We start from the raw sequence: 25,801 nt of genomic DNA on the forward strand, positions 1-25,801 counted from the left end.
ATTACATCCCTTTAACGGCGTAGATGCCATTGGCGTTACGCCAGTAGCCCTTGTAGTCCATGCCATACCCGAAGATATAACGGTCAACGCACGGCAATCCGACGAAATCGGCTTTGAGCTCAGGACGAGCCTTGCGGTCGTGGTCTTTGTCGATCAGTACGGCGGTATGCACTTTGCGTGCGCCGGCATGTTTGCAGAAGTCGATGATCGCACCCAGGGTGTGACCCTCATCGAGAATGTCATCGATGATCAGCACATCACGGTCGATGAAAGACACTTCCGGCTTGGCCTTCCAGAACAAGTCGCCGCCGCTGGTTTCATTGCGATAGCGGGTGGCATGCAGGTAAGAGGCTTCCAATGGGAACTGCAGGTGAGTCAGCAATTTGCCGGCGAAGATCAGGCCACCGTTCATCACGCAGAAGACCACCGGGTTGGTGTCGGCCATTTCGCGAGTGATGTGCGCGCCGACCTTGGCGATCGCTGCTTCGACTTGCGCTTCGGTGTACAGGCAGTCAGCCTCGTGCATGATTTGACGGATATGCTCGAGATCAGCAGACATGGCGCTCTCCAAGGGGGTGCTGTGGCAAGAAAAGCGGGCGAAGGTACGCTTCTCGTGCGCTCCAATCAAGCCTTTATGGACTAACGTACTTGATGTCTATAGGACAACACCCTCGGATAGATTAATCTAGGCCGGTTTTTTTGCCCGCCGCCGGAGCCTTTCCTATGCCCACTCGCGAGATCCGCCACCCGCTGATCCGACACAAACTCGGCCTTATGCGCCGTGCCGACATTAGCACGAAGAACTTCCGTGAGCTTGCTCAGGAAGTCGGAGCGTTGCTCACTTACGAAGCCACCAAGGATTTGCCCCTGGAAACCTACGAGATCCCCGGTTGGGCCGGTCCCGTACAAGTGGAGAAAATCGCCGGTAAGAAAATTACCGTGGTACCGATCCTGCGCGCCGGTATCGGCATGCTTGAAGGTGTGCTCAGCCTGATTCCGGGCGCCAAGGTCAGCGCCGTGGGCGTGGCCCGCAATGAAGAAACGCTGCAGGCCCACACCTACCTGGAAAAACTCGTCCCGGAAATCAACGAGCGCCTGGCCATGATCATCGACCCGATGCTCGCCACCGGCAGCTCCATGGTAGCCACCATCGACCTGCTGAAAAAAGCCGGTTGCCGGGACATCCGTGCCATGGTGCTGGTGGCCGCGCCCGAAGGCATCGCCGCCGTCGAGAAGGCCCATCCGGATGTACAGATCTACACCGCATCCATCGATGAGCGCCTGAATGAACACGGCTACATTATCCCGGGCCTGGGCGATGCCGGTGACAAGATCTTCGGCACCAAGCAGAAGGACGCGTGAACATGCAGGATGAATTCAACGACCCGCTTTGGCGCCAGATCCTGTCTGGCGCACAAATGCTCTTCGTAGCATTTGGCGCGTTGGTGTTGATGCCGCTGATCACAGGTCTTGATCCAAACGTCGCGCTGTTTACCGCAGGCCTTGGCACGTTGCTATTCCAGGTGGTGACAGGGCGGCAGGTGCCGGTATTTTTGGCATCGAGCTTCGCGTTCATCACCCCGATCATTCTCGCCAAGGGCCAGTTCGGCCTCGCAGCGACCATGGGCGGGGTGATGGCAGCAGGTTTCGTCTATACGTTCCTGGGCCTGGCCGTGAAGGTCAAGGGCACCGGTTTTATCGACCGGCTGCTGCCGCCCGTGGTGATCGGCCCGGTGATCATCTCGATCGGCCTGGCCATGGCGCCGATTGCCGCCAACATGGCCATGGGCAAGTCCGGCGACGGTGCAGAGCTGATCCACTACCAGACGGCGATGCTGATTTCGATGCCAGCGCTGCTCACCACCTTGATCGTGGCAGTGTTCGGCAAGGGCATTTTCCGCCTGGTGCCGATCATTTCCGGCGTGCTGGTGGGTTTTGCCATGTCGTTCTACTTTGGTGTGGTCGACACGGCGAAAATCGCCGCTGCGCCGTGGTTCGCCCTGCCCCACTTCACCGCGCCGGAGTTCAACTGGCAGGCCATCCTGTTTATCGTCCCGGTAGCACTGGCCCCGGCGATCGAGCATATCGGTGGTGTGATTGCGGTAGGCAGCGTGACCGGCCGCGATTACCTGAAAAAGCCTGGCCTGCATCGCACGCTGCTGGGTGACGGTATCGCCACCACGGCTGCCGGCATGTTTGGCGGCCCGCCAAACACCACCTACGCCGAAGTGACCGGCGCCGTGATGCTGACCAAGAACTACAACCCGAAAATCATGACCTGGGCGGCAGTGTTTGCCATCAGCCTGGCATTCATCGGCAAGTTCGGCGCACTGCTGCAGAGTATCCCGGTGCCGGTGATGGGCGGGATTCTGTGCCTGCTGTTCGGCTCGATTGCCGCGGTGGGGATGAACACGCTGATTCGCCACAAGATCGACCTGGGCGAGGCGCGCAACCTGGTGATTGTGTCGGTAACGCTGGTGTTCGGGATTGGCGGTGTGCTGGTCGGTACCGGCACCGGCCCGGATGATTTCGGCCTCAAGGGCATCGCCCTGTGTGCGGTGGTGGCGATTGGTTTGAATTTGTTGCTGCCGGGCAATGATGGCTGGAAGAACAAGAAGCCGGATGAGCCGCTGCTGTAACTGACTAAACGCAAATCAGTGTGGGAGCTGGCTTGCCTGCGATGACGGTGTATCAAACGACAGATAGGTCGACTGTTACACCGTCATCGCAGGCAAGCCAGCTCCCACATTTGATTTTCAGCGTCTGTCAGAGCTCGCCGAGCCCATCGATCAGCGCCTGGTTCTGCTCCGGTGTCCCGATGCTGATGCGCAGGAACTGAGCAATCCGCTCCTGCTTGAAGTGCCGCACGATCACCCCTTGCTCACGCAACTTGGCGGCCAGCCCTGCAGCGTCATGCCGCGGGTGACGCGCAAAGATGAAGTTCGCTGCCGACGGCAATACCTCAAACCCCTTGCCCTGCAATTGCGCGACGACCTGGTTGCGGCTGTCGATCACCCACTGGCAGGTCTTCTCGAAGTATTCACGGTCGTCAAACGCGGCCGCCGCGCCAACAATCGCCAACCGATCCAACGGGTAGGAGTTGAAGCTGTTCTTGACCCGCTCCAGCGCTTCGATCAGGTCTGGGTGACCCACGGCCAGGCCCACACGCAAACCGGCCAGTGAGCGTGATTTGGACAGGGTCTGTGTCACCAGCAGGTTCGGGTAACGGTCGACCAGGCTGATGGCAGTTTCGCCACCGAAGTCGATATAGGCTTCATCGACCACCACCACCGAATCCGGGCTGGCCTTGAGGATCTGCTCCACCGCGTCCAGCCCCAGTACGCACCCGGTGGGCGCGTTAGGGTTGGGGAAGATGATCCCGCCGTTGGGCCTGGCATAGTCAGTGGCCCGAATCTGGAACTGTTCGTCCAGTGGCACCGAGTCGAACGTAATGCCGTACAGGCCGCAGTACACCGGGTAGAAGCTGTAGCTGATGTCCGGGAACAGCAGCGGCAGATCGTGCTGGAACAGACCATGGAAGATGTGCGCCAAGACTTCGTCGGAACCGTTGCCGAGGAACACCTTGCCGGCATCGATCCCGTAATACCTGGCCACGGCCTGCTTGAGCAGGTCGCTGTTGGGGTCCGGGTACAGGCGCAAGTTGTCGTTCAACTCGGCCTGCATTGCCGCCAGCGCCTTGGGCGATGGGCCGTAGGGGTTTTCGTTGGTGTTGAGCTTGACCAGCTTGGTCAGCTTCGGTTGCTCACCGGGTACGTAAGGCACCAGGTCTTTGACGAAAGGGCTCCAGAATTTGCTCATGCCTTACTCTCCCTTGACGATGCGGTATTCAGCGCTGCGTGCGTGCGCGCTGAGGGATTCACCACGGGCCAGCACCGAGGCGGTCTTGCCCAGTTCGGAAGCGCCTTGTGGCGAGCAGAAGATAATCGACGAGCGCTTCTGGAAGTCGTACACCCCCAGCGGCGACGAGAAACGCGCAGTACCGGAGGTTGGCAACACGTGATTGGGGCCGGCGCAATAGTCACCCAGGGCTTCGCTGGTGTGACGGCCCATGAAGATCGCCCCAGCGTGACGGATCGATGGCAACCAGGCCTGTGGGTCCGCTACGGACAGCTCAAGGTGCTCCGGTGCGATGCGATTGGCCACTTCAATGGCCTGCTCCATGTCACTCACCAGAATCAGCGCACCACGGCCGTTGATCGACTTCTCGATGATCTCGGCACGCTCCATGGTCGGCAGCAGCTTATTGATGCTGGCGGCGACCTTGTCGAGGAACTCGGCATCGGGGCTGACCAGGATCGCCTGGGCGTCTTCATCGTGCTCCGCCTGGGAGAACAGGTCCATGGCGATCCAGTCCGGGTCGGTCTGGCCGTCACACACCACGAGGATTTCGGAAGGACCGGCAATCATGTCGATACCGACCTGGCCGAACACATGGCGTTTGGCGGTGGCGACGTAGATATTGCCGGGGCCGACCACTTTGTCGACCTTCGGCACGCTTTCGGTGCCATAGGCCAGCGCTGCAACGGCTTGGGCGCCACCGATGGTGAACACACGGTCCACACCGGCGATGCAGGCGGCAGCCAGCACCAACTCGTTGATTTCGCCTCGCGGGGTCGGCACCACCATGACCACTTCGGTCACACCTGCGACTTTGGCCGGGATCGCATTCATCAACACCGAGGATGGATACGACGCCTTACCGCCCGGCACGTACAGACCGGCGCGGTCCAGTGGCGTGACCTTCTGGCCCAGCACAGTGCCGTCGGCCTCGGTGTAGCTCCAGGAGTCCTGCTTCTGCTTTTCGTGATAGCTGCGTACCCGCGCCGCAGCGACTTCGAGGGCTTCGCGCTGCGGTGCGGTGATGCGCGTCAGCGCCAGCTCCAGGCGTTCACGCGGCAGGATCAGGTCAGCCATGGACTGCACGTCCAGGCCGTCGAACTGGCGGGTGAAGTCCACCAGCGCTGCATCACCGCGCTCACGCACGGCCTTGATGATGTCGAGCACCCGCTGGTTGACCGAGTCGTCAGACACGCTTTCCCAGCTCAGCAGATGATCCAGATGATGGGCGAAATCCGGGTCGGCAGCGTTGAGTCGGGCAATTGCAGTGGACGTGGTCATAGCGAGGGCCTCAATAGAATTGGCAAAAACTCAGGCGCCCTAAACTAGCAGTCGTTTCCGCTTGGGCACCTGAGAATTCTGGCTATGAGGCGGATAGACGGGCGTAGCTCTTCAGCTACGCGGGTGAGTCAACCGCGGTGTCGAGACTCCACTGCCTTGCGCAGGGTGTCGATCAACGCCTGGATACGGGCGTGCTGCATCTTCATCGATGCTTTGTTGACGATCAGGCGGGAGCTGATGTCAGCGATAAAATCCTGGGGCTCCAAACCGTTGGCGCGCAGGGTGTTGCCGGTGTCGACCACGTCGATGATCTTGTCCGCCAGGCCGATCAGCGGTGCCAGCTCCATGGAGCCGTAGAGCTTGATGATATCGACCTGACGGCCCTGTTCGGCGTAATAGCGCTTGGCAACGTTGACGAACTTGGTGGCGACCCGCAGGCGGCCCTTGGGTTCGACATCACCGACGCGGCCGGCGGTCATCAGCTTGCACAGTGCGATGCGCAGGTCCAGGGGCTCGTACAGGCCCTGGCCGCCGTATTCCATCAGCACGTCCTTGCCGGCAACACCCAGGTCGGCGGCGCCATGTTCAACGTAGGTCGGCACGTCGGTAGCCCGCACGATCAGCAGGCGCACGTCGTCCTGGGTCGTGGGGATGATCAGCTTGCGGCTCTTGTCCGGATTCTCGGTCGGCACGATGCCCGCTTCAGCCAGAAGCGGCAACGTGTCGTCAAGGATGCGGCCCTTGGACAGTGCGATGGTCAACATGGGAAATGTCAGTCCTTCATCAGGCTATTGCTGTCCGGTCGCAAACGGCGCCAGACACAGATCGAGGCCATGACAGCCTCGATTTGAAACAAACCAGTCAACAACAAACTGTGGCGAGGGAGCTTGCTCCCGCTGAGACGCGAAGCGGCCCTCGAAGAGCGGGACTGCTACGCAGTCCAGCGGGAGCAAGCTCCCTCGCCACAAGCAGGGACTAGCCCGGTACGCGGCGAATCTTCGCGCCGAGCATCTGCAGTTTCTCTTCGATGCACTCGTAACCACGGTCTATGTGGTAGATGCGGTCGATCAGGGTGTCACCTTCGGCGCACAGTGCCGAGATTACCAGGCTGGCCGAGGCACGCAGGTCGGTTGCCATTACTGGCGCGCCCTTGAGCTTGTCGATCCCGGTGACGATGGCGGTGTTGCCTTCGACCTGGATCTTGGCGCCCATGCGGTGCAGTTCATACACGTGCATGAAGCGGTTTTCGAAGATGGTCTCGATCACGGCACCGGTGCCTTCGGCAATCGCGTTCAAGGAGATGAACTGCGCTTGCATGTCGGTCGGGAACGCCGGGTACGGAGCGGTACGCACGTTGACGGCTTTTGGCCGCTTGCCGTGCATGTTCAGCTCGATCCAGTCTTCGCCGGTGGTGATCTCTGCGCCGGCTTCCTTGAGTTTTTCCAGGACAGCTTCCAGGATGGTCGGATCGGTGTCCTTGACCTTCACACGGCCACCGGTCACGGCAGCGGCAACCAGGTAGGTACCGGTCTCGATGCGGTCAGGCATGACTTTGTAGGTGGCGGTGTGCAGACGCTCTACACCATCAATAGTGATGGTGTCGGTGCCAGCACCGGAAACCTTCGCGCCCATGGCGTTGAGGAAGTTGGCCAGGTCGACCACTTCCGGCTCGCGTGCGGCGTTCTGCAACACGCTGCGACCGTTGGCCAGAGCAGCGGCCATCATGATGTTCTCGGTACCGGTGACGCTGACGGTATCAAAGAAGAAGTTCGCGCCGCGCAGGCCGCCTTCCGGCGCCTTGGCCTTGATGTAGCCGCCTTCGACGTCGATGACTGCGCCCATGGCCTCAAGGCCACGGATGTGCAGGTCGACCGGACGCGAACCAATGGCGCAACCGCCAGGCAAGGCTACTTCGGCTTCGCCGAAACGGGCAACCATAGGGCCCAGCACCAGGATCGACGCACGCATGGTTTTCACCAGTTCGTACGGAGCGACCAGGGTCTTGATGGTGCGTGGGTCGATTTCGACGGCCAGCTTCTCGTCGATCACCGGCTCAATGCCCATGCGACCGAACAACTCGATCATGGTGGTGATGTCGTGCAGGTGCGGCAGGTTGGCCACAGTCACCGGGCCATCGCACAGCAGGGTCGCTGCCAGGATCGGCAAGGCGGAGTTTTTCGCACCGGAAATGCGAATCTCGCCGTCAAGGCGGGCACCGCCGGTAATAATCAATTTATCCATAAGAATCTCGACGCCTTGGGGGCTCAGGTGCGCTCGGCCCAGGCCGCGCGGCTGAAAAATTTCATAGTGACCGCATGGATGCTGCCATCGGTGATCCATGGGTTCAAATGGGCATAGATCTGCTGCTGACGCTTGACCGGGCTCAATGCCGCCAGTTCATCGCTAATCACGTTCAGCTGGAAATTGCAGCCTTCGCCTTCGACTTCTACAGTCGTTTCAGGCAGCTTTCCTTCAAGGAAGCTCTTAACTTCTAGGGCCTGCATGCTCAACCTCTATCGGCGCCCAGTGCGCACGGGTCGCACATCATACAAAAAAGCCCCGCGCCTGCGAACCCCGCATAGCAGGACTCTGACGGGGGGCTTCTTTAATAATGTGTATCAGGGATGCGCCAGCAGCTCGGTCAAACCGGAAACTTCGGCAATTTCGCGCATGTCTTCTGGTAACGCACGGATGCTTACCGGCTTTTTCGCCGCCTCGGCATCACGCATGAAGCACAGCAACAACGACAGGCCGACGCTGCTGGACTTGGTCACCGCCGAGCAATCAAGCACCAGCTCTGGCGCCTTGCTGGCCTTGATCAGCGCCTGGCCCTGCTTGCGCAGGTCAGGCCCGGTGCGGTAATCCAGCACGCCGCTGAGGAACAGCTCGCCGGCGTCGCCGATACGAACAGCCGACTCGGTCATTGCGCAGGCTTCCCGGCAGCTTTATCGGTTTCTTCCTTGGCCTTGGCCACTTCACCGGCCCAACCATTGATGGTCTTGTCCAGATCGTTGCCATTGCGCTGCATCGCGTCGGCGAACTGATCACGGAACAGCTTGCCGATGTTGATACCGTTGATGATCACGTTACGCAGTTTCCACTCACCGTTGATCTTCGTCAGGGTGTAGGACACAGGGTACACGGCGCCATTGCTGCCGGAGACTTTCATTCCGACTTCGGCACGGTCGCCCGACTCGTCCTTGGGCGCATCAACGATAATGCCCTGGTTGTTGTATTCCAGCAGAGCGTTACCGTAGAACTGGAACAGCCCCTTCTTGAAGTTTTCCTGGAACGTCTGCATTTGCGCAGGCGTAGCTTTGCGCGAATATTTGACCGTCATGATGCTTTTGGAGATGCCTTCAGCATCGACCACAGGGCCAACGATCGTGTTGAGCGCGTTATAGAACTTGGAAGGGTCTTGCTTGTACTGTTCTTTATTAGCCTTGAGGTCAGCCAGCATTTTGCTGGTGGTGTCCTGCACCAAATCGTGGGCAGAACCTGCCGCGTTGGCCATCATCGGCAATGCTGCAAGCAGTACCAGCAGGCCACGTCGCAAGGTAGAGATCATGAACAGATTCCTCATTTAGCGTCTTTATTGACCGTATTGAGCAAAAATTTCCCGATCAGGTCTTCAAGCACCAGCGACGACTGTGTGTCGTGGATGGTCGAACCATCCTTGAGCAGGGCTGTTTCCCCCCCCACGCTGACCCCGATGTACTTCTCGCCCAGCAAACCCGCAGTGAGGATAGATGCCGTGGAGTCAGTTGGCAGATTATCTACCTTCTTGTCCAGTTGCATCGTCACCCGACCGGTAAAGCTGTCGCGATCCAGATCGATTGCCGTGACCTTGCCGATGGTGACACCGGCCATGGTCACTTTGGATCTGACCGTCAAACCGGCGATATTGTCGAAGTACGCGTAAAGTTTATAGGTATCGGCGGTAGGGCTGGCCGAAAGGCCACTGACTCGCAGGGCCAGCAACAGTAAAGCCAGGATGCCAGCCAGCAAGAAAAGGCCGACACCGATTTCCACAGTGCGGTTTTGCATCAGAAATCTCCAAACATCAAGGCGGTCAAAATGAAGTCAAGGCCCAGTACCGCCAACGAAGCGTATACAACGGTCTTGGTAGTGGCACGGCTGATCCCCTCTGAAGTGGGCTCACAGTCATAGCCTTGGAATACGGCAATCCAGGTCACCACAAAGGCAAAGACAATGCTCTTTATGATGCCGTTGAGCACGTCACCGGTGAAGGTCACGCTGTTTTGCATGTTGGCCCAGTAGGAGCCGTCGTAGACCCCCAGCCAGTCAACCGCCACCCACGAACCACCCCAGATACCCACCACGCTGAAGATCATTGCCAGCAGTGGCAGGGAAATGAAGCCGGCCCACAGGCGCGGGGCAACAATGTACTTGAGCGGGTCCACGCCGATCATTTCCAGGCTGGACAGCTGCTCAGTGGATTTCATATTGCCGATTTCAGCGGTCAGCGCCGAACCTGCACGCCCCGCGAACAACAAGGCGGTAACCACCGGGCCAAGCTCACGCAACAGGGTCAGGGCCACCATCTGCCCTACCGCCTGCTCCGAGCCGTAGCTGGACAGGATATTGAAACCCTGCAGCGCCAGCACCATGCCGATGAATACGCCGGAGACCACGATGATCACCAGGGACATCACCCCCACCGAGTGCAGCTGCTTGACCAGCAGGCCAAAGCCGCCGCCGATACCGCCGCGCCCCAGCAAGGCGTGAAACAGGAAAATGGTCGAACGCCCCAGCACTTCGACGATGTCGATGCCCGAGCGACCGAAAAGGCGAACCTTCTCGATAAGAGATGTCTTGCGCATCAGCGCTTCCCCAGAAGATCTGAGCGGTAGTCCGCTGCCGGAAAGTGAAAAGGCACCGGGCCATCGGGGTTGCCGGTCATGAATTGGCGAATGCGCGGGTTATCGGCGTTCATCAACTCTTCAGGCGTACCCTGCCCCAGCACCTGACCATCACCCACTACATACAGGTAGTCGGCGATGCTCGCGGTTTCGGCCAGGTCGTGGGACACCACGATACTGGTGATCCCCAATGCATCGTTGAGCAGGCGGATCAGGCGCACCAACACGCCCATGGCGATCGGATCCTGACCTACGAATGGCTCGTCATACATGAGGATCTGTGGGTCGAGGGCAATCGCCCGCGCCAAGGCAACACGGCGCTTCATGCCGCCGGACAATTCGTCCGGCATCAGGTCGATGGCGCCGCGAAGCCCTACGGCCTGCAGTTTCAACAACACGATGTCACGAATCATTTCATCGGACAGCTGGGTGTGCACCCGCAGCGGAAAGGCTACGTTTTCGAACACATCGAGGTCGGTGAACAGCGCGCCGCTCTGAAATAGCACGCCCATATGCTTGCGCGCATCGAACAGATCGCTACGCGACAGCGTTGGCAGGTTCTGGCCGTTGACCCACACTTCCCCGGCACTGGGGCGCAATTGCATGCCCATCAGGCGCAACAGGGTGGTCTTGCCGCAACCGGAAGGCCCCATGATGCCCGTGACCTTGCCGCGAGGAATGCGAATATCGACGTTATTGAAGATGCTGCGCGTACCGCGCTTGAAGGTAAGACCCTTCAGCTCGACCGCGTAGGCGTTATCGGCACTCATCTAATCTCCTTGGGATGCAGCCTTTCACTCAGACACCATGTGTGCGACTTTGGTTTTCAACAGATGCGCAATAGTTGAGCACATGGGTTGGGCGGACCGAACTGGCGGCGAACTATATCACTGCTGGTACAGAGCCCCCAAGGCCGGAACAGCGCTGGTTCAGATTTGAGACAGGGAAAAAACGTTGCTTGCTATGTTACCGACGATGGTTTTCAGTTATTCCGCGCACAAAGCCTGACGAACTTGCGTGAGGGAATTGATCATTACCGCTATAATCGCCGACTTTTCGTCAGGCTATACGATTTCAGACATGAGCCAATCCAGCGACCTTATTCAATCCGCACAACGCACCATACGCCTTGAGCTTGAAGCCGTAGAGGGCTTGCTGGCGCATATCGACGCGGATTTCGTGCGCGCCTGCGAGATGATTCTGGCCAGCAAGGGCCGCGTGGTGGTGGTCGGCATGGGCAAGTCCGGCCACATTGGCAACAAGATCGCAGCGACCCTGGCGAGCACTGGGACCACCGCGTTTTTCGTGCACCCGGCCGAAGCCAGCCACGGCGACATGGGCATGATCACCAAGGACGACGTGATCCTCGCCCTGTCCAACTCCGGTACTACCAACGAAATCGTGACCCTGCTGCCGCTGATCAAGCGCCTGGGCATCCAGATGATCAGCCTCACTGGCAACCCTGAGTCAACGCTGGCCAAGGCCGCCGATGTCAATCTGAACGTGCACGTAGCCCATGAGGCCTGCCCGCTGAACCTGGCGCCCACCTCCTCCACTACCGCCGCGCTGGTAATGGGCGATGCCCTGGCGGTGGCACTGCTGGAGGCCCGCGGGTTTACGGCCGAGGACTTCGCATTTTCCCATCCGGGTGGCGCACTGGGCCGTCGCCTGCTACTGAAAGTGGAAAATGTCATGCATCGCGGCGCCGAGCTGCCGAGCGTTCCACGCGGCACCCTGCTCAGGGATGCGCTGATGGAAATGACCCGCAAGGGCTTGGGCATGACTGCCATCGTCGAAACCGATGGCCGACTGGCAGGGATATTCACCGACGGTGACCTGCGTCGCACCCTTGACCGCACCATTGATATCCATACCGCGACCATCGACGCAGTGATGACCCCTCACGGCAAGACCGCGCGCGCCGAAATGCTTGCGGCCGAAGCGTTGAAAATCATGGAAGATCACCGCATAGGTGCTCTTATCGTGGTCGACGACGATGACCGGCCGATCGGGGCCCTTAACCTTGGCGACTTGCTGCGCGCAGGAGTGATGTAAATGAACAGCGACCTGTTGCAACGCGGTAAAGAAATCAAGCTGGCGATTTTCGACGTTGACGGCGTGCTGACCGATGGCCGCCTGTACTTCCTCGAAGACGGCAGCGAATTCAAGACCTTCAACACCCTCGACGGCCAAGGCATCAAGATGCTGATGGCAGCGGGCGTGCAAACCGCAATTATCAGCGGTCGAAAAACACCGGTTGTGGAACGCCGTGCACAAAACCTCGGTATTCCTCACCTGTATCAGGGCCGCGAGGATAAACTGGTGGTGCTGGACGAGCTTCTTGGCCAACTCAACCTAAGCTATGAACAAGTCGCCTATCTGGGCGACGACCTGCCAGACCTGCCGGTGATTCGCCGGGTGGGCCTGGGCATGGCCGTCGCAAATGCCGCGGCGTTTGTCCGCGAACACGCCCATGGCATAACCACCGCCCGTGGCGGCGAAGGTGCCGCCCGCGAGTTCTGCGAGTTGATCCTGCGTGCCCAGGGCAGTCTTGAAGCGGCCCACGCCGCCTACCTATAGAGCGTTATATGCTGAGTAAAAAGATTCGCAACTTCCTGTTATTCGGGGTCATCGCCGCGCTGCTCCTGGCGGTGGGCTACTGGAATATCAGCCCGGAGCGCTTTCTCGACAAGCCTGTTGCACAGGTTGACGAAGGCCTTATCGACTATTACGCCACCAATGCCTACAGCATTCAGTATCTGCCCGACGGCAAGGTGCAGTATGAGATGACATCGGACAAGGTCGAGCACTTGAAGGCTTCCGAAGTCAGCCTGCTGACCAATCCGGACCTGAACCTGTATCGCGGCACCGAATTTCCCTGGCACGTGACCAGCAAGCGTGGCGAAGTCAACCCTGACGGCACCGAAGTTGAACTGATCGACTCGGTTCGCGTCGCACGTACAGACGCGCAGAACCGCGACACCATCATTACCAGCAGTCGCATGACCGTATTCCCACAGAAGCAATATGCGCAGACCGAGCAAGACGTTAGAATCGACGGCGCTGGCGGTGTATCGACTGGCAAGGGAATGAAAGCGTATTTGAAAGAAAGCAGGATACACCTGCTATCGAACGTAAGAGGACAGTATGAGGCTCGTTAAAACTCTCCCTATTTTGCTCGGTCTGGGCGCAGCACTGGGAAGCGTGAGCGCCTGGGCTCTGCCGAACGATAGCCAGCAACCGATCCACATCTCGGCTGACGATGCGCAGCTCGATGACAAGCAAGGTGTCGCCACCTACACCGGCGGCGTGATCATCACCCAAGGCTCGATGAAGATCACCGGCAACACGGTGACCCTGACTCGTACCAAGACCGGCGATATCGATGTGGTGACTTCGGTCGGCAACCTGGCTTATTTCGAGCAGAAGCAGTCCGCTACCGATACAGGCCCCATGAAAGGCTACGGCAAGACTATCCAGTATCACGCCCAGCAGAACCGCATCGTACTGATTGACCAGGCCAAGGTGCTGAGCCCGGACGGCAACTCCACGGAAGGTGAAAAAATCACCTATGACACCGTGAAGCAGATCGCTAACGCCGGTCGCGCCAACGGCAACAAGGTCACCGCACCCCGCCCACGCATCGACATGGTTATCCAGCCGAAGAAGAAGGCCGAGTAATGGCAACCCTGAAAGCCCAGCATCTGGCCAAGGCCTATAAAAGCCGCCAGGTGGTACGCGACGTCAGCCTGTCGATCGACAGCGGCCAGATCGTCGGCCTGCTCGGCCCTAACGGTGCCGGCAAAACCACTTGCTTCTATATGATCGTCGGGCTGGTCCAGGCGGACCAGGGTCGCGTATTGATCGATGACCTGGACGTCAGCCACCAACCCATGCACGGTCGTGCACGGGCAGGTATCGGCTATCTTCCGCAGGAGGCGTCGATCTTCCGTAAACTGTCGGTAGCCGACAACATCATGGCGATCCTCGAGACCCGCAAGGAACTCGATCGCGATGGCCGCCGCCAGGAGCTGGAAAGCCTGCTGCAGGAATTCCACATCAACCATATTCGCGACAACCTCGGCATGAGCTTGTCCGGTGGTGAACGTCGTCGCGTGGAAATCGCCCGCGCCCTGGCGACCGCGCCGAAATTCATCCTGCTGGATGAGCCCTTCGCAGGTGTCGACCCGATTTCGGTGGGCGACATCAAGCAGATCATCCATCACCTCAAGGCCAAGGGCATTGGCGTGCTGATCACCGATCACAACGTGCGCGAAACCCTCGATATCTGCGAAACCGCGTATATCGTCAACGATGGTCAGCTGATTGCCGAAGGCGATGCCGAAACCATCCTGGCCAACGAGCTGGTGAAGGAAGTGTACCTGGGTCACGAGTTCCGCCTGTAAACACAGGGGTATCGCGCTCTTACCTGGAGCGTGCGGGAGTCAATGGAAACCTCGGTTTTTTTATTGTTACCGCGCTCTAGGCAAAGGCCCCGAGATCAGGCATATAATTTGCTTATGTTTGGCGCTCACGCGCCCTGTCGTGGATGGCGCATTGCGCCGGCGAATAAGGTGTTAAGCCCCTGCCATGAAACCATCGCTAGTCCTGAGAATGGGCCAGCAGCTGACGATGACACCGCAGCTGCAACAGGCCATCCGCCTGCTCCAATTGTCGACCCTGGACCTGCAACAGGAGATCCAGGAGGCCCTGGAGTCCAATCCGATGCTCGAACGCCAGGAAGAAGGCGACGACTTCGATAACGCAGATCCTCTGGCCGATAACATCGAGCAAAAACCCAATTCCGACGTGCAGGAACCCTCCTATCAGGAAACCGCCCCGACGGTGGACAACCTGGAGGAAGGCGACTGGAACGAACGCATTCCCAACGAGCTTCCCGTGGACACCGCCTGGGAAGACGTGTACCAGACCAGCGCCAGCAGCCTGCCAAGCAGCGATGATGACGAGTGGGACTTCACTACCCGCACGTCGGCGGGCGAGAGCCTTCAGAGCCACTTGCTGTGGCAACTGAACCTGGCGCCGATGTCCGATACCGATCGCCTGATCGCGGTCACCCTGATCGATTGCATCAATAACCAGGGTTACCTGGACGAAACCCTCGACGAGATCCTCGAGGCCTTCGACCCGGAACTGGATATCGAACTGGACGAAATCGAAGCCGTCCTGCACCGCATCCAGCAATTCGAGCCCGCAGGCATCGGCGCACGCACACTCAGCGAGTGCCTGTTACTGCAACTGCGCCAATTACCGGCCAAGACGCCATGGCTCACCGAAGCGCAACGCTTGGTCAGTGACTACATCGACCTGTTGGGCAGTCGCGACTACAGCCAACTGATGCGCCGTATGAAGCTCAAGGAAGATGACTTGCGCCAGGTCATCGAGCTGGTGCAAAGCCTCAACCCGCGTCCAGGCTCGCAGATCGAATCCAGCGAAGCCGAATATGTGGTGCCCGACGTCATTGTGCGCAAGGACAACGAACGCTGGCTGGTGGAGCTGAACCAGGAGTCAGTACCGCGCCTGCGGGTCAACCCGCAATACGCAGGTTTTGTGCGCCGCGCCGACACCAGCGCCGATAACACCTTCATGCGCAACCAGTTGCAGGAAGCGCGGTGGTTCATCAAGAGCCTGCAAAGCCGCAACGAAACCCTGATGAAAGTCGCAACCCAGATCGTCGAACACCAGCGCGGTTTCCTGGAGTACGGCGACGAGGCCATGAAGCCTCTGGTGCTGCACGACATCGCCGAAGCCGTCGGCATGCATGAATCGACGATTTCCCGAGTTACCACGCAGAAATTCATGCATACCCCACGGGGTATTTATGAGCTGAAATACTTTTTCTCCAGCCACGTCAGCACCTCTGAAGGCGGTGAATGCTCGTCCACGGCGATCCGCGCGATCATCAAAAAACTGGTTGCCGCTGAAAATCAGAAAAAGCCGTTGAGTGACAGCAAGATCGCTGGTTTACTGGAGGCACAAGGCATTCAGGTCGCCCGTCGAACCGTCGCCAAGTACCGCGAGTCCCTAGGGATCGCGCCTTCCAGCGAGCGTAAGCGTTTGATGTGACGGGCGGGCCACAGCGTTCCAGTGGTGGGTATTCCTGCCCACCGCTTTATGCACTGGCAACGAAGGAGAAGCTGTATGCAAGTCAACATCAGTGGACACCAGCTGGAAGTCACCAAGCCCCTGCGTGAATACACCGAGAGCAAACTGAACAAGCTTGCGGGGCATTTTGACAAGATCACAAACGTGCAGGTCATCATGGAGGTCGATAAGCTCAAGCAGAAAATCGAGGCCACCCTGCACGTACCGAATGCCAAGCTCGTTGCCAATGCAGAACATGAAGACATGTATGCGGCAATTGACTCGCTCTACGACAAGCTCGACCGCCAACTCATAAAGCATAAGGAAAAGAATCTGCACCTGATGCAAGGTACAGGTCGTTAACTCTCCCCCCATGATCCGACTTGAAAACATCCTGACCCCCGGCCGTTCCCTCGTGAACGTGCCGGGCGGCAGTAAAAAGCGCGCCCTCGAACAAATTGCCAACCTGATCGCCCGGGAAATTCCGGATCTGGAGATGCAAGATGTCTTCGAAGCTCTGATTGCCCGTGAAAAACTCGGCTCCACCGGTTTTGGCAACGGCATCGCGATCCCTCACTGCCGCCTCAAAGGTTGTGATAAACCTGTGAGCGCGCTGATGCACCTGGACGCTCCGATTGATTTCGACGCCATCGACGGCGCCCCGGTCGACCTGCTGTTTGTGCTGCTGGTCCCGGAAGCCGCCACCGATGCGCACCTGGAACTGCTACGGCAGATCGCCAGCATGCTGGACCGCAAGGATGTACGCGACAAACTGCGCAGCGCCTCCAGCAATGAAGCGTTGTACCAAGTTGTCCTGGATGAACAAAACGGGCAGTAATCATGCGTTTGATCATCGTCAGCGGTCGCTCCGGCTCGGGTAAGAGCACCGCCCTCAATGTGCTTGAGGACAACGGCTTCTATTGCATCGACAACCTGCCCGCCGGCCTGCTGCCAGAGCTGGCGGAACGCGCACTGATCCATACCGAATTGGCGCAGCCGCTGGTAGCGGTCTCGATTGATGCGCGCAACCTGCCTAGCCACCTCTCGCGGTTCCCGGAACTGTTGGAAGAAGTGCGTGCCAAGCACATTCATTGCGATGTGCTGTACCTGGATGCCGACGAAGAGACCTTGCTCAAGCGGTTCTCCGAAACCCGTCGACGCCACCCCCTCAGCAGCGCCAACCGCTCCCTGGCCGAAGCCATCGAGGACGAGACCAAGCTGCTCGGGCCGATCATTGACCTGGCCGACCTGAAGATCAACACCACCAATCTGAACCTGTATCAGTTGCGCGACGCGATCAAGCTGCGCCTGCTGAACCAGCCTGAGCCGGGGACGGCGTTTCTGGTCGAGTCATTTGGCTTCAAGCGCGGCATGCCGGTAGATGCCGACCTTGTGTTCGATGTGCGCTGCCTGCCCAACCCTTACTGGAAACCGGAGTTGCGCGATCAGTCCGGGCTGGATCAGCCTGTGATCGACTACCTGGCCGCACAACCGGATGTGGAAGAGATGTTCCTGGATATCTCCAGCTACCTGCTCAAATGGTTGCCGCGCTTTGCCGCCAGCAATCGAGCCTATGTCACCATTGCCATTGGCTGCACCGGCGGCCACCACCGCTCGGTCTATTTGACTGAACGGCTGGGCCAGGTGCTGCAACAAACCCTCAAGAACGTCCAGGTTCGCCACCGCGACCTGAGTTGATAGGAACACCTGCGCGATGCCTGCTCTGGAAATTGAAATCATCAACAAGCTGGGCCTGCACGCACGGGCGTCGGCTAAATTCGTCGGCGTGGCCGGGCAGTTCCCCTGCCAGATCCGGGCTGGGCGTACGCCAGAGTCCATGGTCGATGGCAAAAGCATCATGGCGATGATGATGTTGGCGGCCGGCAAAGGCACAAAAATTCATCTGAGCACCGAGGGCGAGCAAGAAGACGAAGCAATGGCCGCACTGGTCGAGTTGATCAACAACTACTTCGACGAAGGCGAATAACCCCCTTATGTAGGAGCGAGCTTGCTGGCGAAACGTCAACGATAACGCGGGCATCCTGGTTTAACGCAGTGTTCTCAGGTTTTTCGCGAGCAAGCTCGCTCCTACAGCCCCCCTCAACCCAACGCCGTATCCATCACCATCATTAGGCAAAACCCGATGCACAGCCCAAGGCTGGCGAGCTTTTCATGGCCATTGCGGCGCGACTCGGGGATGACTTCATGAGTCACTACCAGCAACATTGCCCCGGCGGCCAGCGCCAAACCCAGCGGCAACAACACTTCGGCAAGGCTCACCAGCCATGCGCAGAGCACCGCAAATACCGGTTCAACCAAGCCCGATGCAGCGCCAATCAGGAAGGCTTTGATCCGCGACATTCCCGCCCCAGCCAATACCAACGCAATCACTAGCCCTTCAGGTACATCCTGCAAGGCAATGCCCATGGCGAGGCTGTCGGCATCCGCCATGCCTCCGCCCGCAGAAACACCTACAGCCATGCCTTCCGGGATGTTGTGCGCAATGATGGCAAACACGAATAACCAAATACGCGGCGGGATAACCGGTTTATCCGGTGTACCCACCAGCATTTCCGGGCTGGCGCCAGAAACCTTGCGGTCTACGAGGTACAGGCCGAACGCCCCGAGCATGATGCCGAAGCTGATCAAGCCACCGGCACCCCAAGGTGAAAGCCCCAGGCTTTCAGCGGCGGCGATACCCGGCACGACCAGGGAAAAAGCGGTCGCCGCCAGCATCACACCGGCACCAAAGCCCAGCAGGGTATCGCTCAGCGCCATCGGCATGCGCCGAATCACCAACACCGGCACCGCGCCCAGCGCCGTGCCCAGCGCGCAGATCGCTCCACCCTGCAAAGCGCGCAGGATGCGCGCCTCCAGGTTCAACCAGTCCAGCCCATGGGCCACCAATAACGCAGTACCTGCCAATAGCAGCAGCGTGCCAAACGCATAACGAAACATTCGTACGCTACCGATCGCCAGTGTTTGAGTGCCCATAGTCGGCCTTAGATCTTGTTATGGAGTGAGTGTCAGGCCAAGGCCGCCTGATACCGCGCGGCAACTTCCGGCCCAGAGTGTGTAAAAACACTTTCTTATCGTGTGTGCCTCAGCCCATTGCTCTTGGGCGTGGTGATTTCCCGATTACTTACCACGATCAGCGCTGGTAACGCCTCAGAGCGCGTATGAAGCGCTGCGGCACCTCCTGGAGCAGCAAAAAAAGGGGCTTTTACGCCGTCATCGCCTTCAACAAGCCTTCGGTGCCGATGATTTTCATCACCCGCTTCAAGTTATAGGCGAGCACATTCAAGCTCATTTCTGCACTCACCCCGTTCAGTTTTCGAGTCAGGAAGTGCATTGCCCCCATCCATTGTTTGAGCGTCCCGAAGGGATGCTCAACAGTCCGCTTTCGAACCCGCATCATCTCCGGTGCTTGGTTCAGCCGGCGTTGCATTTCCTCCAGCACAGCTTCATGTTCCCAGCGCCGTACTCGACGATTTGTGCTTGGCGTGCACTGGGTTTTCAGCGTGCAGCTCTGGCACTTTGAACTCCAGTAGCAGTGCATATTCATGCCTTTCTCAACGCTGGAGAATCGCCAGATCAGTGCCTCTCCCGCCGGACAGGTGTATTCGTTTTTCGTCGGGTCATACACGAAGGCATCTTTGTTGAATCGGCCATCAGCCTTGGCGCTTGAAGTCATTGGCTTAGGCACGTAGGCCATGATGTTTGCGTCGTGACAGGCAAGGATTTCTTCACCCTTGAAGTAGCCTCGGTCAGCCACCACGGACAGCGTTTCTTCGCCGATGGCTTCACGAGCCTGCTTCGCCATTGAACTGAGTTGGTCACGGTCGGAACCGCTGTTGGTGACCTCGTGAGCAACTATTAAATGGTGCTGCGTATCGACAGCCGTCTGCACGTTGTAGCCGACGATACCGCTGCCGCGCGTCATCATCGAACGGGCATCCGGGTCGGTCAGCGAAACCTGTTTGTCAGGGGAATTGTTGAGCTGAGTTTCGATCCCCTGAAGCTCTTTCATCTGCGCTTTGAGCTTGGCGATTTTATCTTCCAGGCTGGCCGTGTCTGGCGCGGAGGCGCTAGGAATCTGTCGATCAGCCGCATCGAGCGCAGCCAAATAACGGCTGATGCTCGCCTCGATTTCTTCCATGCGCCGCTTCAGTTTGGCGCTAGTGAAATTGCGGTCACGGTTGTTCACTGCCTTGAATTTGCTGCCGTCGATGGCAACCAAGTTTTCGCCAAACAACCCCAACTGCTGGCAGAGCAAAACGAACTGTCGGCAGGCGCCGCGAATGGCCTTGCTGTTGTCTTTTCGGAAGTTGGCGATGGTCTTGAAGTCGGGCATCAAACGCCCGGTTAGCCACATGAGTTCGACGTTGCGCTGGGCTTCTCGCTCAAGACGTCGGCTCGATTGAATGCGGTTTAGGTAACCGTAGATGTAGATCTTCAGCAGGATCGCCGGGTGGTAGGCAGGTCTGCCGGTTTCGGCTGGAATGACGCCATCAAAACCTAGCTTGGCCAAATCGAGTTCATCGACGAAAACGTCAACCACCCGAACCGGATTGGTATCGCTGACGTAATCGTCGAGGCTTTCGGGAAGTAAGGTGCTTTGGCCTCGATGTTCACCTTGGATAAACCGTTTCATGGGCGCCCCTTGCGGTGAGATTCTCCGAAATCATAGCAAAGGTTTACCGGGGCGTTTTTACACACTCTGGGCCAGTTGATGACGCTGTAAAATGCATTGATGTACTCAGGTCGTCGGTTTTGATATTGCAAGTAGTAGGCGTGCTCCCAAACGTCCAGGCCCAGGACCGGTGTATTGCCGCTCATCAGCGGGCTGTCCTGGTTGCCGCTGCTTTCCACCACCAGCGTTTTCTGTGGCGTGACACTCAACCAGGCCCAGCCGCTACCGAAACGCGTCAACGCCGCCTTGGTGAAGGCCTCCTTGAAGCTGTCGAAACCACCCAATTGCTCGTCGATAGCCTTGCCCAGCGCGCCCTCGGGTTTGCCGCCCCCTGTCGGTGACATGACCGCCCAGAACAACGAGTGGTTCGCATGCCCGCCTCCTTGGTTGACCACGGCAGCGCGTAATTTCTCCGGCAATGTTTCGACGCTGGACACCAGCTTCTCCACGGGCCAGCCGGCGAACTCAGTGCCCTCGACCGCGGCATTGAGGTTATTGATGTAGGTCTGGTGGTGTTTGGTGTAGTGAATTTCCATGGTTTGCGCGTCGATATGCGGCTCGAGGGCATCGTAGGCGTAAGGCAAGGCCGGCAAGGTATAGGTCATATCAATGTGCTCCATAATGGGACGTGGACGGTGGCGTCGCAGCACTTCCCAGCAGCCGATGAGTGCGTGGGTATTCGCCGTGATCGCTGATGAAATTCAGCAGCTCGACGTAGGTCTTGCTGCTCTGGCGCAACGCGGCCTCGCGCAGTGACGGGCTGAGGCGTGGGTCCTGCATGGTCTGCAAGAGGCGCTGATGGATAGCGCAGAGATATTCGGCGCTTTCCTCAGGCTGGTTCAGGCGCAAGTGCAGGTCCGCCAGGTTGTGATGGGAAATGACACAGGCCGCCACTGCTTCGTCAGCATCCGCCCAGCGTTCGAACAACACTTGGGCCAGGGCCAGGGCTTGCAGATAGGCCTCGCGAGCGTCAACCAACTCGCCTGCCATAAAGCAGCGATTGGCCCGTTCGATCGTGCGTTTCCAGTGCTCCATGGTGAGCCTCCAAAGCAGGGTCGTTGATTACACGCCGCCGGCGGTGAGCTTTTCCGGGTCCAGCAGGACTTCCAGTTGGCTGCGAGGCAGGTCGGTGTGTTCGAGGGCGACATCGATCACCGGGCGGCCTTGCTGATACGCCTTCTTGGCGATTTCAGCGGCTTTCTGGTAGCCGATGATCGGGTTAAGTGCGGTGACCAGGATCGGATTGCGCGACAGCGCTTCCTTGAGCTTGGGTTCGTTGACCTTGAAGCTGGCAATGGCCTTGTCCGCCAGCAACCGGCTGGCATTGGCCAGCAGCTCCAGGCTGCTGAGCAGGTTTTGGGCAATGATCGGGAGCATCACATTCAGCTCGAAGTTGCCCGATTGGCCGGCCACCGTGATCACTGTGTCATTGCCAATGACCTGGGCGGCCACCATGGCGGTCGCTTCCGGAATGACCGGGTTGACCTTGCCCGGCATGATCGAAGAGCCTGGCTGCAGCGCCTCCAGTTCGATTTCACCCAGGCCGGCCAATGGCCCGGAGTTCATCCAGCGCAGGTCATTGGCGATCTTCATCAGCGACACCGCCGAGGCTTTCAACTGGCCAGAGACTGCAACGGCGGTGTCCTGGGAGCCAATCAGCGCAAACAGGTTCTTGCCGGGTGTGAACTTCACTCCGGTCAACAGGCTCAGTTGCTGGCTGAAACGCCCGGCAAACTCGGGGTGTGCGTTAATCCCGGTACCGACCGCCGTGCCGCCCTGAGCCAATGCTTGCAGCGCCGGAAGCAGGTCCTGCAAGTGGCCGATATTGGCCTTGAGCTGCTGCGCCCAGCCGTTCAGCACCTGACTCATGCGCACCGGCATGGCGTCCATCAAATGCGTGCGGCCGGTCTTGATGAACGGGTGAACCGCCTCGGCTTTTTGCTCGATGACCTGCACCAGATGCAGCAGGGCCGGCAACGTTTGCTCGTGCAGCACCAACGCAGCACTGACGTGAATGGTGGTGGGGATGATGTCGTTGCTGCTCTGGCCGCAATTCACATGATCGTTGGGGTTGACCGCCTCGCCCAGCAAACGGCTGGCAAGGGTCGCGATCACTTCATTGGCGTTCATGTTGGAGCTGGTGCCGGAGCCGGTCTGGAAGATATCCACGGGGAAGTGCTGCATGTAGTCGCCTTCCAGCAAGCCTTGGGCAGCATCGACAATAGCCTTGCCCTGCCCTTCGCTGATTTGCTTGAGGTCGACGTTGACCTTGGCCGCGGCTGTCTTGGCCAGGATCAGCGCGCGGATGAATTGCGCCGGCATGGGTTGATGACTGATCGGAAAGTTGTTCACCGCACGCTGTGTTTGTGCGCCATACAAAGCTTCTTGCGGCACATGCAGTTCGCCCATGCTGTCGCGTTCGATACGGGTGTTACTCATCATTAGATCCTTGCACCAAATCAGAAACGGAAATCGAAGGCAGTAATTCGCAGCTCGCCAATTGCCAGGCAAAGGTCTGCCAGCGCTTGAGGCGGCAGGCACAGTGGGAGAGTTTTTCCAGGTCGCGCAGTGGTCGCCAGGCCTGGTCCAGGCACAGGGAGCGCCAATGCCAGGGCAAGGCGACATCAGCGGCGGTGTCGATCAACAAACGAAATGAGGTTTCAGCGATGGTCCACGGATGGGTTGCGGTGCAACACGCCAGGTATCGACCTTCGTTCAGGTAATGCTCAATCAGGCGGGGTTCATTGGGATCCAGGCCACAGCGAATCTGGCGGCTCATCCAACGCCAGCTTTCCAGATAGGGATCCTCATGCAAGACAGAACTCATGAGACACACTCATTCGGTAATGATATTTATTATTAAATGATATTGAGAATCAAAACAAGAGAAGCCTATTAATCCTGCCGTGACAAGGCAATAAAAAAGGCGCGCCATCTTCGCGATGGCGCGCCTTTCAGGACGTGCGGGAGGAATTAGCTGCCAGCGACCGTCATGCGTTCGATAAGCACCGAACCCGTGCGAATATTGCTGCGCAGTTCCAGGTCGTTACCCACGGCAACGATCTGCTTGAACATATCGCGCATATTGCCGGCGATGGTCACTTCCTGGACGGCGAACTGAATCTCGCTATTCTCCACCCAGAAGCCCGCCGCACCCCGCGAGTAGTCACCGGTGACCATGTTCAGGCCATGGCCCATCAATTCAGTCACCAGCAACCCGCGCCCCATCCGCCGCAACAACGCCGCCTGGTCTTCATCACCGTGGGTCACGAACAGGTTATGCACACCGCCTGCGTTAGCGGTGCTTGGCAGGCCCAGCTTGCGGCCGGCATAAGTACCCAGCACATAGGACACCAGCTCACCCTTCTCGACAAACGGCTTGGCATAGGTCGCCAGGCCATCGCCGTCGAACGACGAACTGCCCATCGCGCGCATCAGATGCGGGCGCTCGTCGATGGTCAGCCACTCAGGGAACAGCTTCTGGCCGATGGCGCCTTCAAGGAACGAAGACTTGCGATACAGGTTGCCACCGGAAATCGCGCCCAGAAAGCTACCGAATAAACCACCGGCCAGTTCTGCGGAAAACAGCACAGGCACTTCGCAAGTCGGCACCGGGCGCGCGCCCAGGCGGCTCGCAGCCCGTTGCGCCGCACGCTGGCCAATGCTTGCAGGGTCGGCCAGTAAATCGCCTTGGCGGTTTACGTCGTACCAGTAATCACGCTGCATCTGCCCGTTGGCTTCGGCAATCATCACGCAACTGAGGCTGTGGCGCGTGGAGGCATAACCACCGATAAAGCCATGGCTGTTGCCGTAGACGCGGCAACCCTGATGGGTGCTCAAGGTGGTGCCATCCGCATTCTTGATGCGGGCATCGGCATCGAAGGCTGCCGCTTCGCAGGTCAGCGCCAGCTCGATGGCTTGCTCAGGGGTGATATCCCAGGCATGGAACAGGTCGAAATCCTGCACATCCTTGGCCATCAGCGCCTTGTCGGCCAGGCCCGAGCTTTCATCCTCGGACGTGTGCTTGGCAATCGCCAGTGCTGCGGCGACGGTCTCGCGAATCGCCTCCGGACCACTGGCCGAGGTGCTGGCCGAGCCTTTGCGCTGGCCCGCATACAAGGTGATGCCAAACCCTTGGTCGCGATTGAATTCAACCGTTTCCACTTCACGCTGGCGCACCGAAGTCGACAACCCTTGCTCCAGCGACACCGCCACTTCACAGGCGCTGGCCCCCTGGCGCTTGGCTTCGGCAAGGATCTGCTCGACTTGTTCCTGCAGTGCCGGTAACGCTTGTGGACCGACGCTTTGGGCTGCACTCATGGTTTTCTCCACTCAAATTCTGCTTTCGGTAATGGCCATCGAGCGACCGGGCCGGACAAGCGGCCCCCGACTGGTTATCATGGCGGCGTTTCTTTGCGGACTGCCACCATGGTTGATTCTTACGACGACTCCCTCGATGGGGAGAAAAGCAAAACCCAGGTCAAACGTGAGCTGCATGCTCTGGTTGACCTTGGCGAGCGCCTTACAACGCTCAAAAAGGATTTGGTTGCCAAACTGCCACTGACCGACGAAATGCGTCGGGCCCTGGCCGATGCGCCCAAGCACACCGCGAATATCGCGCGTAAACGGCACATCTCGTTTATCGGCAAACTGATGCGCGACCAAGACATTGACGCCATTCTGACTTTGCTCGATCAAACCGATGCCTCCACTCGCCAGTACAACGAACGCTTCCACAACCTGGAACGTTGGCGTGACCGCCTGATCTCGGGCGATGACGCGGTGCTGGAGAAATTCGTACTGGACTATCCGGACGCGGACCGCCAGCAATTGCGCTCCCTGATCCGTCAGGCCCAGCACGAGCTGGCGCATAACAAGGCGCCGGCCACCAGCCGTAAAATCTTCAAGTACATCCGTGAGCTGGACGAGACTCAACGCGGTCTGCGCTGATCCTCTTCCCCGGGTGGCGGTCTTCGCCACCCGA

General features: G+C 58.8%; 31 protein-coding genes. 13 read left to right on the plus strand and 18 right to left on the minus strand.

The genetic code is table 11. The annotated features are described in order from the left end of the window. Position 1: 1 nt before the first annotated feature. Positions 2-559 carry a hypoxanthine-guanine phosphoribosyltransferase gene (locus HBO10_RS04900; protein ID WP_003188610.1) on the minus strand — a complete coding sequence of 186 codons (558 nt, stop codon included), beginning with the start codon at positions 557-559 and terminating at the stop codon, positions 2-4. 164 nt (positions 560-723) lie between these two features. Here HBO10_RS04900 and upp point away from each other — a divergent pair, with 164 nt between their 5' ends. Both upp and HBO10_RS04910 read left to right on the plus strand, forming a co-directional pair. Continuing rightward, positions 724-1,362, plus strand: a complete 639-nt coding sequence (gene upp, locus HBO10_RS04905; protein ID WP_003188608.1) for a uracil phosphoribosyltransferase — start codon at positions 724-726, stop codon at positions 1,360-1,362. Positions 1,363-1,364: 2 nt separating this feature from the next. After that, positions 1,365-2,639, plus strand: coding sequence for a uracil-xanthine permease family protein (locus HBO10_RS04910; protein ID WP_003188606.1), 1,275 nt, complete (start codon positions 1,365-1,367; stop codon positions 2,637-2,639). Positions 2,640-2,766: 127 nt separating this feature from the next. On the opposite strand, the gene hisC is transcribed toward HBO10_RS04910, so the two are convergent. The 10 genes from hisC to HBO10_RS04960 all read right to left on the minus strand — a co-directional run bounded on the left by hisC (position 2,767) and on the right by HBO10_RS04960 (position 10,792). Then, entirely contained in the window at positions 2,767-3,819 is a 1,053-nt protein-coding gene (gene hisC, locus HBO10_RS04915; protein ID WP_034126317.1) for a histidinol-phosphate transaminase, read from the minus strand. A gap of 3 nt (positions 3,820-3,822) precedes the next feature. Continuing rightward, positions 3,823-5,139 (minus strand): histidinol dehydrogenase, encoded by a 1,317-nt coding sequence (gene hisD, locus HBO10_RS04920; protein WP_034126316.1) that lies wholly within the window; start codon positions 5,137-5,139, stop codon positions 3,823-3,825. A gap of 128 nt (positions 5,140-5,267) precedes the next feature. Next, entirely contained in the window at positions 5,268-5,903 is a 636-nt protein-coding gene (hisG, locus tag HBO10_RS04925) for an ATP phosphoribosyltransferase (protein ID WP_003188599.1), read from the minus strand. Positions 5,904-6,114: 211 nt separating this feature from the next. Further along, positions 6,115-7,380: a UDP-N-acetylglucosamine 1-carboxyvinyltransferase gene (murA, locus tag HBO10_RS04930; protein ID WP_034126315.1), complete on the minus strand. Its 1,266-nt coding sequence runs from the start codon at positions 7,378-7,380 to the stop codon at positions 6,115-6,117. Between the two features lie 23 nt (positions 7,381-7,403). Continuing rightward, the gene (locus tag HBO10_RS04935) at positions 7,404-7,643 is read right to left on the minus strand and encodes a BolA family protein (protein WP_003188597.1); all 240 of its coding nucleotides are present in this window, start codon (positions 7,641-7,643) and stop codon (positions 7,404-7,406) included. 114 nt (positions 7,644-7,757) lie between these two features. After that, positions 7,758-8,063 (minus strand): STAS domain-containing protein, encoded by a 306-nt coding sequence (locus tag HBO10_RS04940; protein WP_003188596.1) that lies wholly within the window; start codon positions 8,061-8,063, stop codon positions 7,758-7,760. Next, positions 8,060-8,707: an ABC transporter substrate-binding protein gene (locus HBO10_RS04945; RefSeq protein WP_014716940.1), complete on the minus strand. Its 648-nt coding sequence runs from the start codon at positions 8,705-8,707 to the stop codon at positions 8,060-8,062. Before HBO10_RS04945 ends, HBO10_RS04940 begins: the two co-directional genes overlap by 4 nt. A gap of 11 nt (positions 8,708-8,718) precedes the next feature. Beyond that, positions 8,719-9,186, minus strand: a complete 468-nt coding sequence (gene mlaD / locus HBO10_RS04950; protein WP_003188593.1) for an outer membrane lipid asymmetry maintenance protein MlaD — start codon at positions 9,184-9,186, stop codon at positions 8,719-8,721. Continuing rightward, the gene (mlaE, locus tag HBO10_RS04955; protein ID WP_003188592.1) at positions 9,186-9,983 is read right to left on the minus strand and encodes a lipid asymmetry maintenance ABC transporter permease subunit MlaE; all 798 of its coding nucleotides are present in this window, start codon (positions 9,981-9,983) and stop codon (positions 9,186-9,188) included. Before mlaE ends, mlaD begins: the two co-directional genes overlap by 1 nt. Further along, a complete protein-coding gene (locus HBO10_RS04960; RefSeq protein WP_003188590.1) occupies positions 9,983-10,792 on the minus strand; it encodes an ATP-binding cassette domain-containing protein in 810 nt (269 codons plus the stop codon). The genes mlaE and HBO10_RS04960 overlap by 1 nt, the downstream gene beginning before the upstream one ends. Positions 10,793-11,102: 310 nt before the next feature. Between HBO10_RS04960 and HBO10_RS04965 the strand changes: the two genes are divergently transcribed. The 10 genes from HBO10_RS04965 to HBO10_RS05010 all read left to right on the plus strand — a co-directional run bounded on the left by HBO10_RS04965 (position 11,103) and on the right by HBO10_RS05010 (position 18,111). Next, complete coding sequence (locus HBO10_RS04965; protein ID WP_034126314.1) at positions 11,103-12,077, plus strand: KpsF/GutQ family sugar-phosphate isomerase; 975 nt, start codon at positions 11,103-11,105, stop codon at positions 12,075-12,077. Beyond that, positions 12,078-12,602, plus strand: a complete 525-nt coding sequence (locus tag HBO10_RS04970; RefSeq protein ID WP_034126313.1) for an HAD family hydrolase — start codon at positions 12,078-12,080, stop codon at positions 12,600-12,602. A gap of 8 nt (positions 12,603-12,610) precedes the next feature. Further along, entirely contained in the window at positions 12,611-13,183 is a 573-nt protein-coding gene (lptC, locus tag HBO10_RS04975; protein ID WP_014716937.1) for an LPS export ABC transporter periplasmic protein LptC, read from the plus strand. Beyond that, the gene (gene lptA, locus HBO10_RS04980; protein ID WP_032893554.1) at positions 13,170-13,703 is read left to right on the plus strand and encodes a lipopolysaccharide transport periplasmic protein LptA; all 534 of its coding nucleotides are present in this window, start codon (positions 13,170-13,172) and stop codon (positions 13,701-13,703) included. The genes lptC and lptA overlap by 14 nt, the downstream gene beginning before the upstream one ends. After that, positions 13,703-14,428 (plus strand): LPS export ABC transporter ATP-binding protein, encoded by a 726-nt coding sequence (lptB, locus tag HBO10_RS04985; RefSeq protein WP_003188582.1) that lies wholly within the window; start codon positions 13,703-13,705, stop codon positions 14,426-14,428. Before lptA ends, lptB begins: the two co-directional genes overlap by 1 nt. A 184-nt stretch (positions 14,429-14,612) precedes the next feature. Beyond that, positions 14,613-16,106 carry an RNA polymerase factor sigma-54 gene (locus HBO10_RS04990; RefSeq protein ID WP_034126312.1) on the plus strand — a complete coding sequence of 498 codons (1,494 nt, stop codon included), beginning with the start codon at positions 14,613-14,615 and terminating at the stop codon, positions 16,104-16,106. Between the two features lie 75 nt (positions 16,107-16,181). Then, complete coding sequence (gene raiA, locus HBO10_RS04995; protein ID WP_003171804.1) at positions 16,182-16,487, plus strand: ribosome-associated translation inhibitor RaiA; 306 nt, start codon at positions 16,182-16,184, stop codon at positions 16,485-16,487. A gap of 10 nt (positions 16,488-16,497) precedes the next feature. Next, positions 16,498-16,962 carry a PTS IIA-like nitrogen regulatory protein PtsN gene (gene ptsN, locus HBO10_RS05000; RefSeq protein WP_034126311.1) on the plus strand — a complete coding sequence of 155 codons (465 nt, stop codon included), beginning with the start codon at positions 16,498-16,500 and terminating at the stop codon, positions 16,960-16,962. A 2-nt stretch (positions 16,963-16,964) separates the two neighbouring features. Further along, positions 16,965-17,822, plus strand: a complete 858-nt coding sequence (gene rapZ, locus HBO10_RS05005) for an RNase adapter RapZ (RefSeq protein ID WP_034126310.1) — start codon at positions 16,965-16,967, stop codon at positions 17,820-17,822. A gap of 16 nt (positions 17,823-17,838) precedes the next feature. After that, positions 17,839-18,111, plus strand: coding sequence for an HPr family phosphocarrier protein (locus HBO10_RS05010; protein WP_003188577.1), 273 nt, complete (start codon positions 17,839-17,841; stop codon positions 18,109-18,111). Between the two features lie 113 nt (positions 18,112-18,224). On the opposite strand, the gene HBO10_RS05015 is transcribed toward HBO10_RS05010, so the two are convergent. The 7 genes from HBO10_RS05015 to pmbA form a co-directional block, all read right to left on the minus strand. Further along, positions 18,225-19,118 (minus strand): ZIP family metal transporter, encoded by an 894-nt coding sequence (locus HBO10_RS05015; protein ID WP_034126309.1) that lies wholly within the window; start codon positions 19,116-19,118, stop codon positions 18,225-18,227. A 229-nt stretch (positions 19,119-19,347) separates the two neighbouring features. Further along, positions 19,348-20,778 (minus strand): IS1182 family transposase, encoded by a 1,431-nt coding sequence (locus HBO10_RS05020; protein ID WP_040137976.1) that lies wholly within the window; start codon positions 20,776-20,778, stop codon positions 19,348-19,350. Further along, positions 20,775-21,422: a superoxide dismutase gene (locus tag HBO10_RS05025; RefSeq protein ID WP_262378097.1), complete on the minus strand. Its 648-nt coding sequence runs from the start codon at positions 21,420-21,422 to the stop codon at positions 20,775-20,777. The genes HBO10_RS05020 and HBO10_RS05025 overlap by 4 nt, the downstream gene beginning before the upstream one ends. A gap of 1 nt (position 21,423) precedes the next feature. Beyond that, positions 21,424-21,852: a hypothetical protein gene (locus HBO10_RS05030; RefSeq protein ID WP_034126307.1), complete on the minus strand. Its 429-nt coding sequence runs from the start codon at positions 21,850-21,852 to the stop codon at positions 21,424-21,426. A 27-nt stretch (positions 21,853-21,879) separates the two neighbouring features. Beyond that, positions 21,880-23,256, minus strand: a complete 1,377-nt coding sequence (locus HBO10_RS05035; protein WP_034126306.1) for a class II fumarate hydratase — start codon at positions 23,254-23,256, stop codon at positions 21,880-21,882. Continuing rightward, complete coding sequence (locus HBO10_RS05040; RefSeq protein ID WP_003188570.1) at positions 23,249-23,644, minus strand: hypothetical protein; 396 nt, start codon at positions 23,642-23,644, stop codon at positions 23,249-23,251. Before HBO10_RS05040 ends, HBO10_RS05035 begins: the two co-directional genes overlap by 8 nt. A gap of 146 nt (positions 23,645-23,790) precedes the next feature. Further along, positions 23,791-25,137 carry a metalloprotease PmbA gene (pmbA, locus tag HBO10_RS05045; protein WP_169921941.1) on the minus strand — a complete coding sequence of 449 codons (1,347 nt, stop codon included), beginning with the start codon at positions 25,135-25,137 and terminating at the stop codon, positions 23,791-23,793. Positions 25,138-25,245: 108 nt separating this feature from the next. On the opposite strand from pmbA, the gene yjgA reads away from it, so the two are divergent. Then, positions 25,246-25,767, plus strand: a complete 522-nt coding sequence (gene yjgA / locus HBO10_RS05050) for a ribosome biogenesis factor YjgA (RefSeq protein ID WP_003188568.1) — start codon at positions 25,246-25,248, stop codon at positions 25,765-25,767. Positions 25,768-25,801: the final 34 nt, after the last annotated feature.

The sequence above is a fragment of the Pseudomonas sp. WS 5503 genome (assembly GCF_012985385.1).
In the GTDB taxonomy this organism is placed as follows: domain Bacteria; phylum Pseudomonadota; class Gammaproteobacteria; order Pseudomonadales; family Pseudomonadaceae; genus Aquipseudomonas; species Aquipseudomonas paracarnis.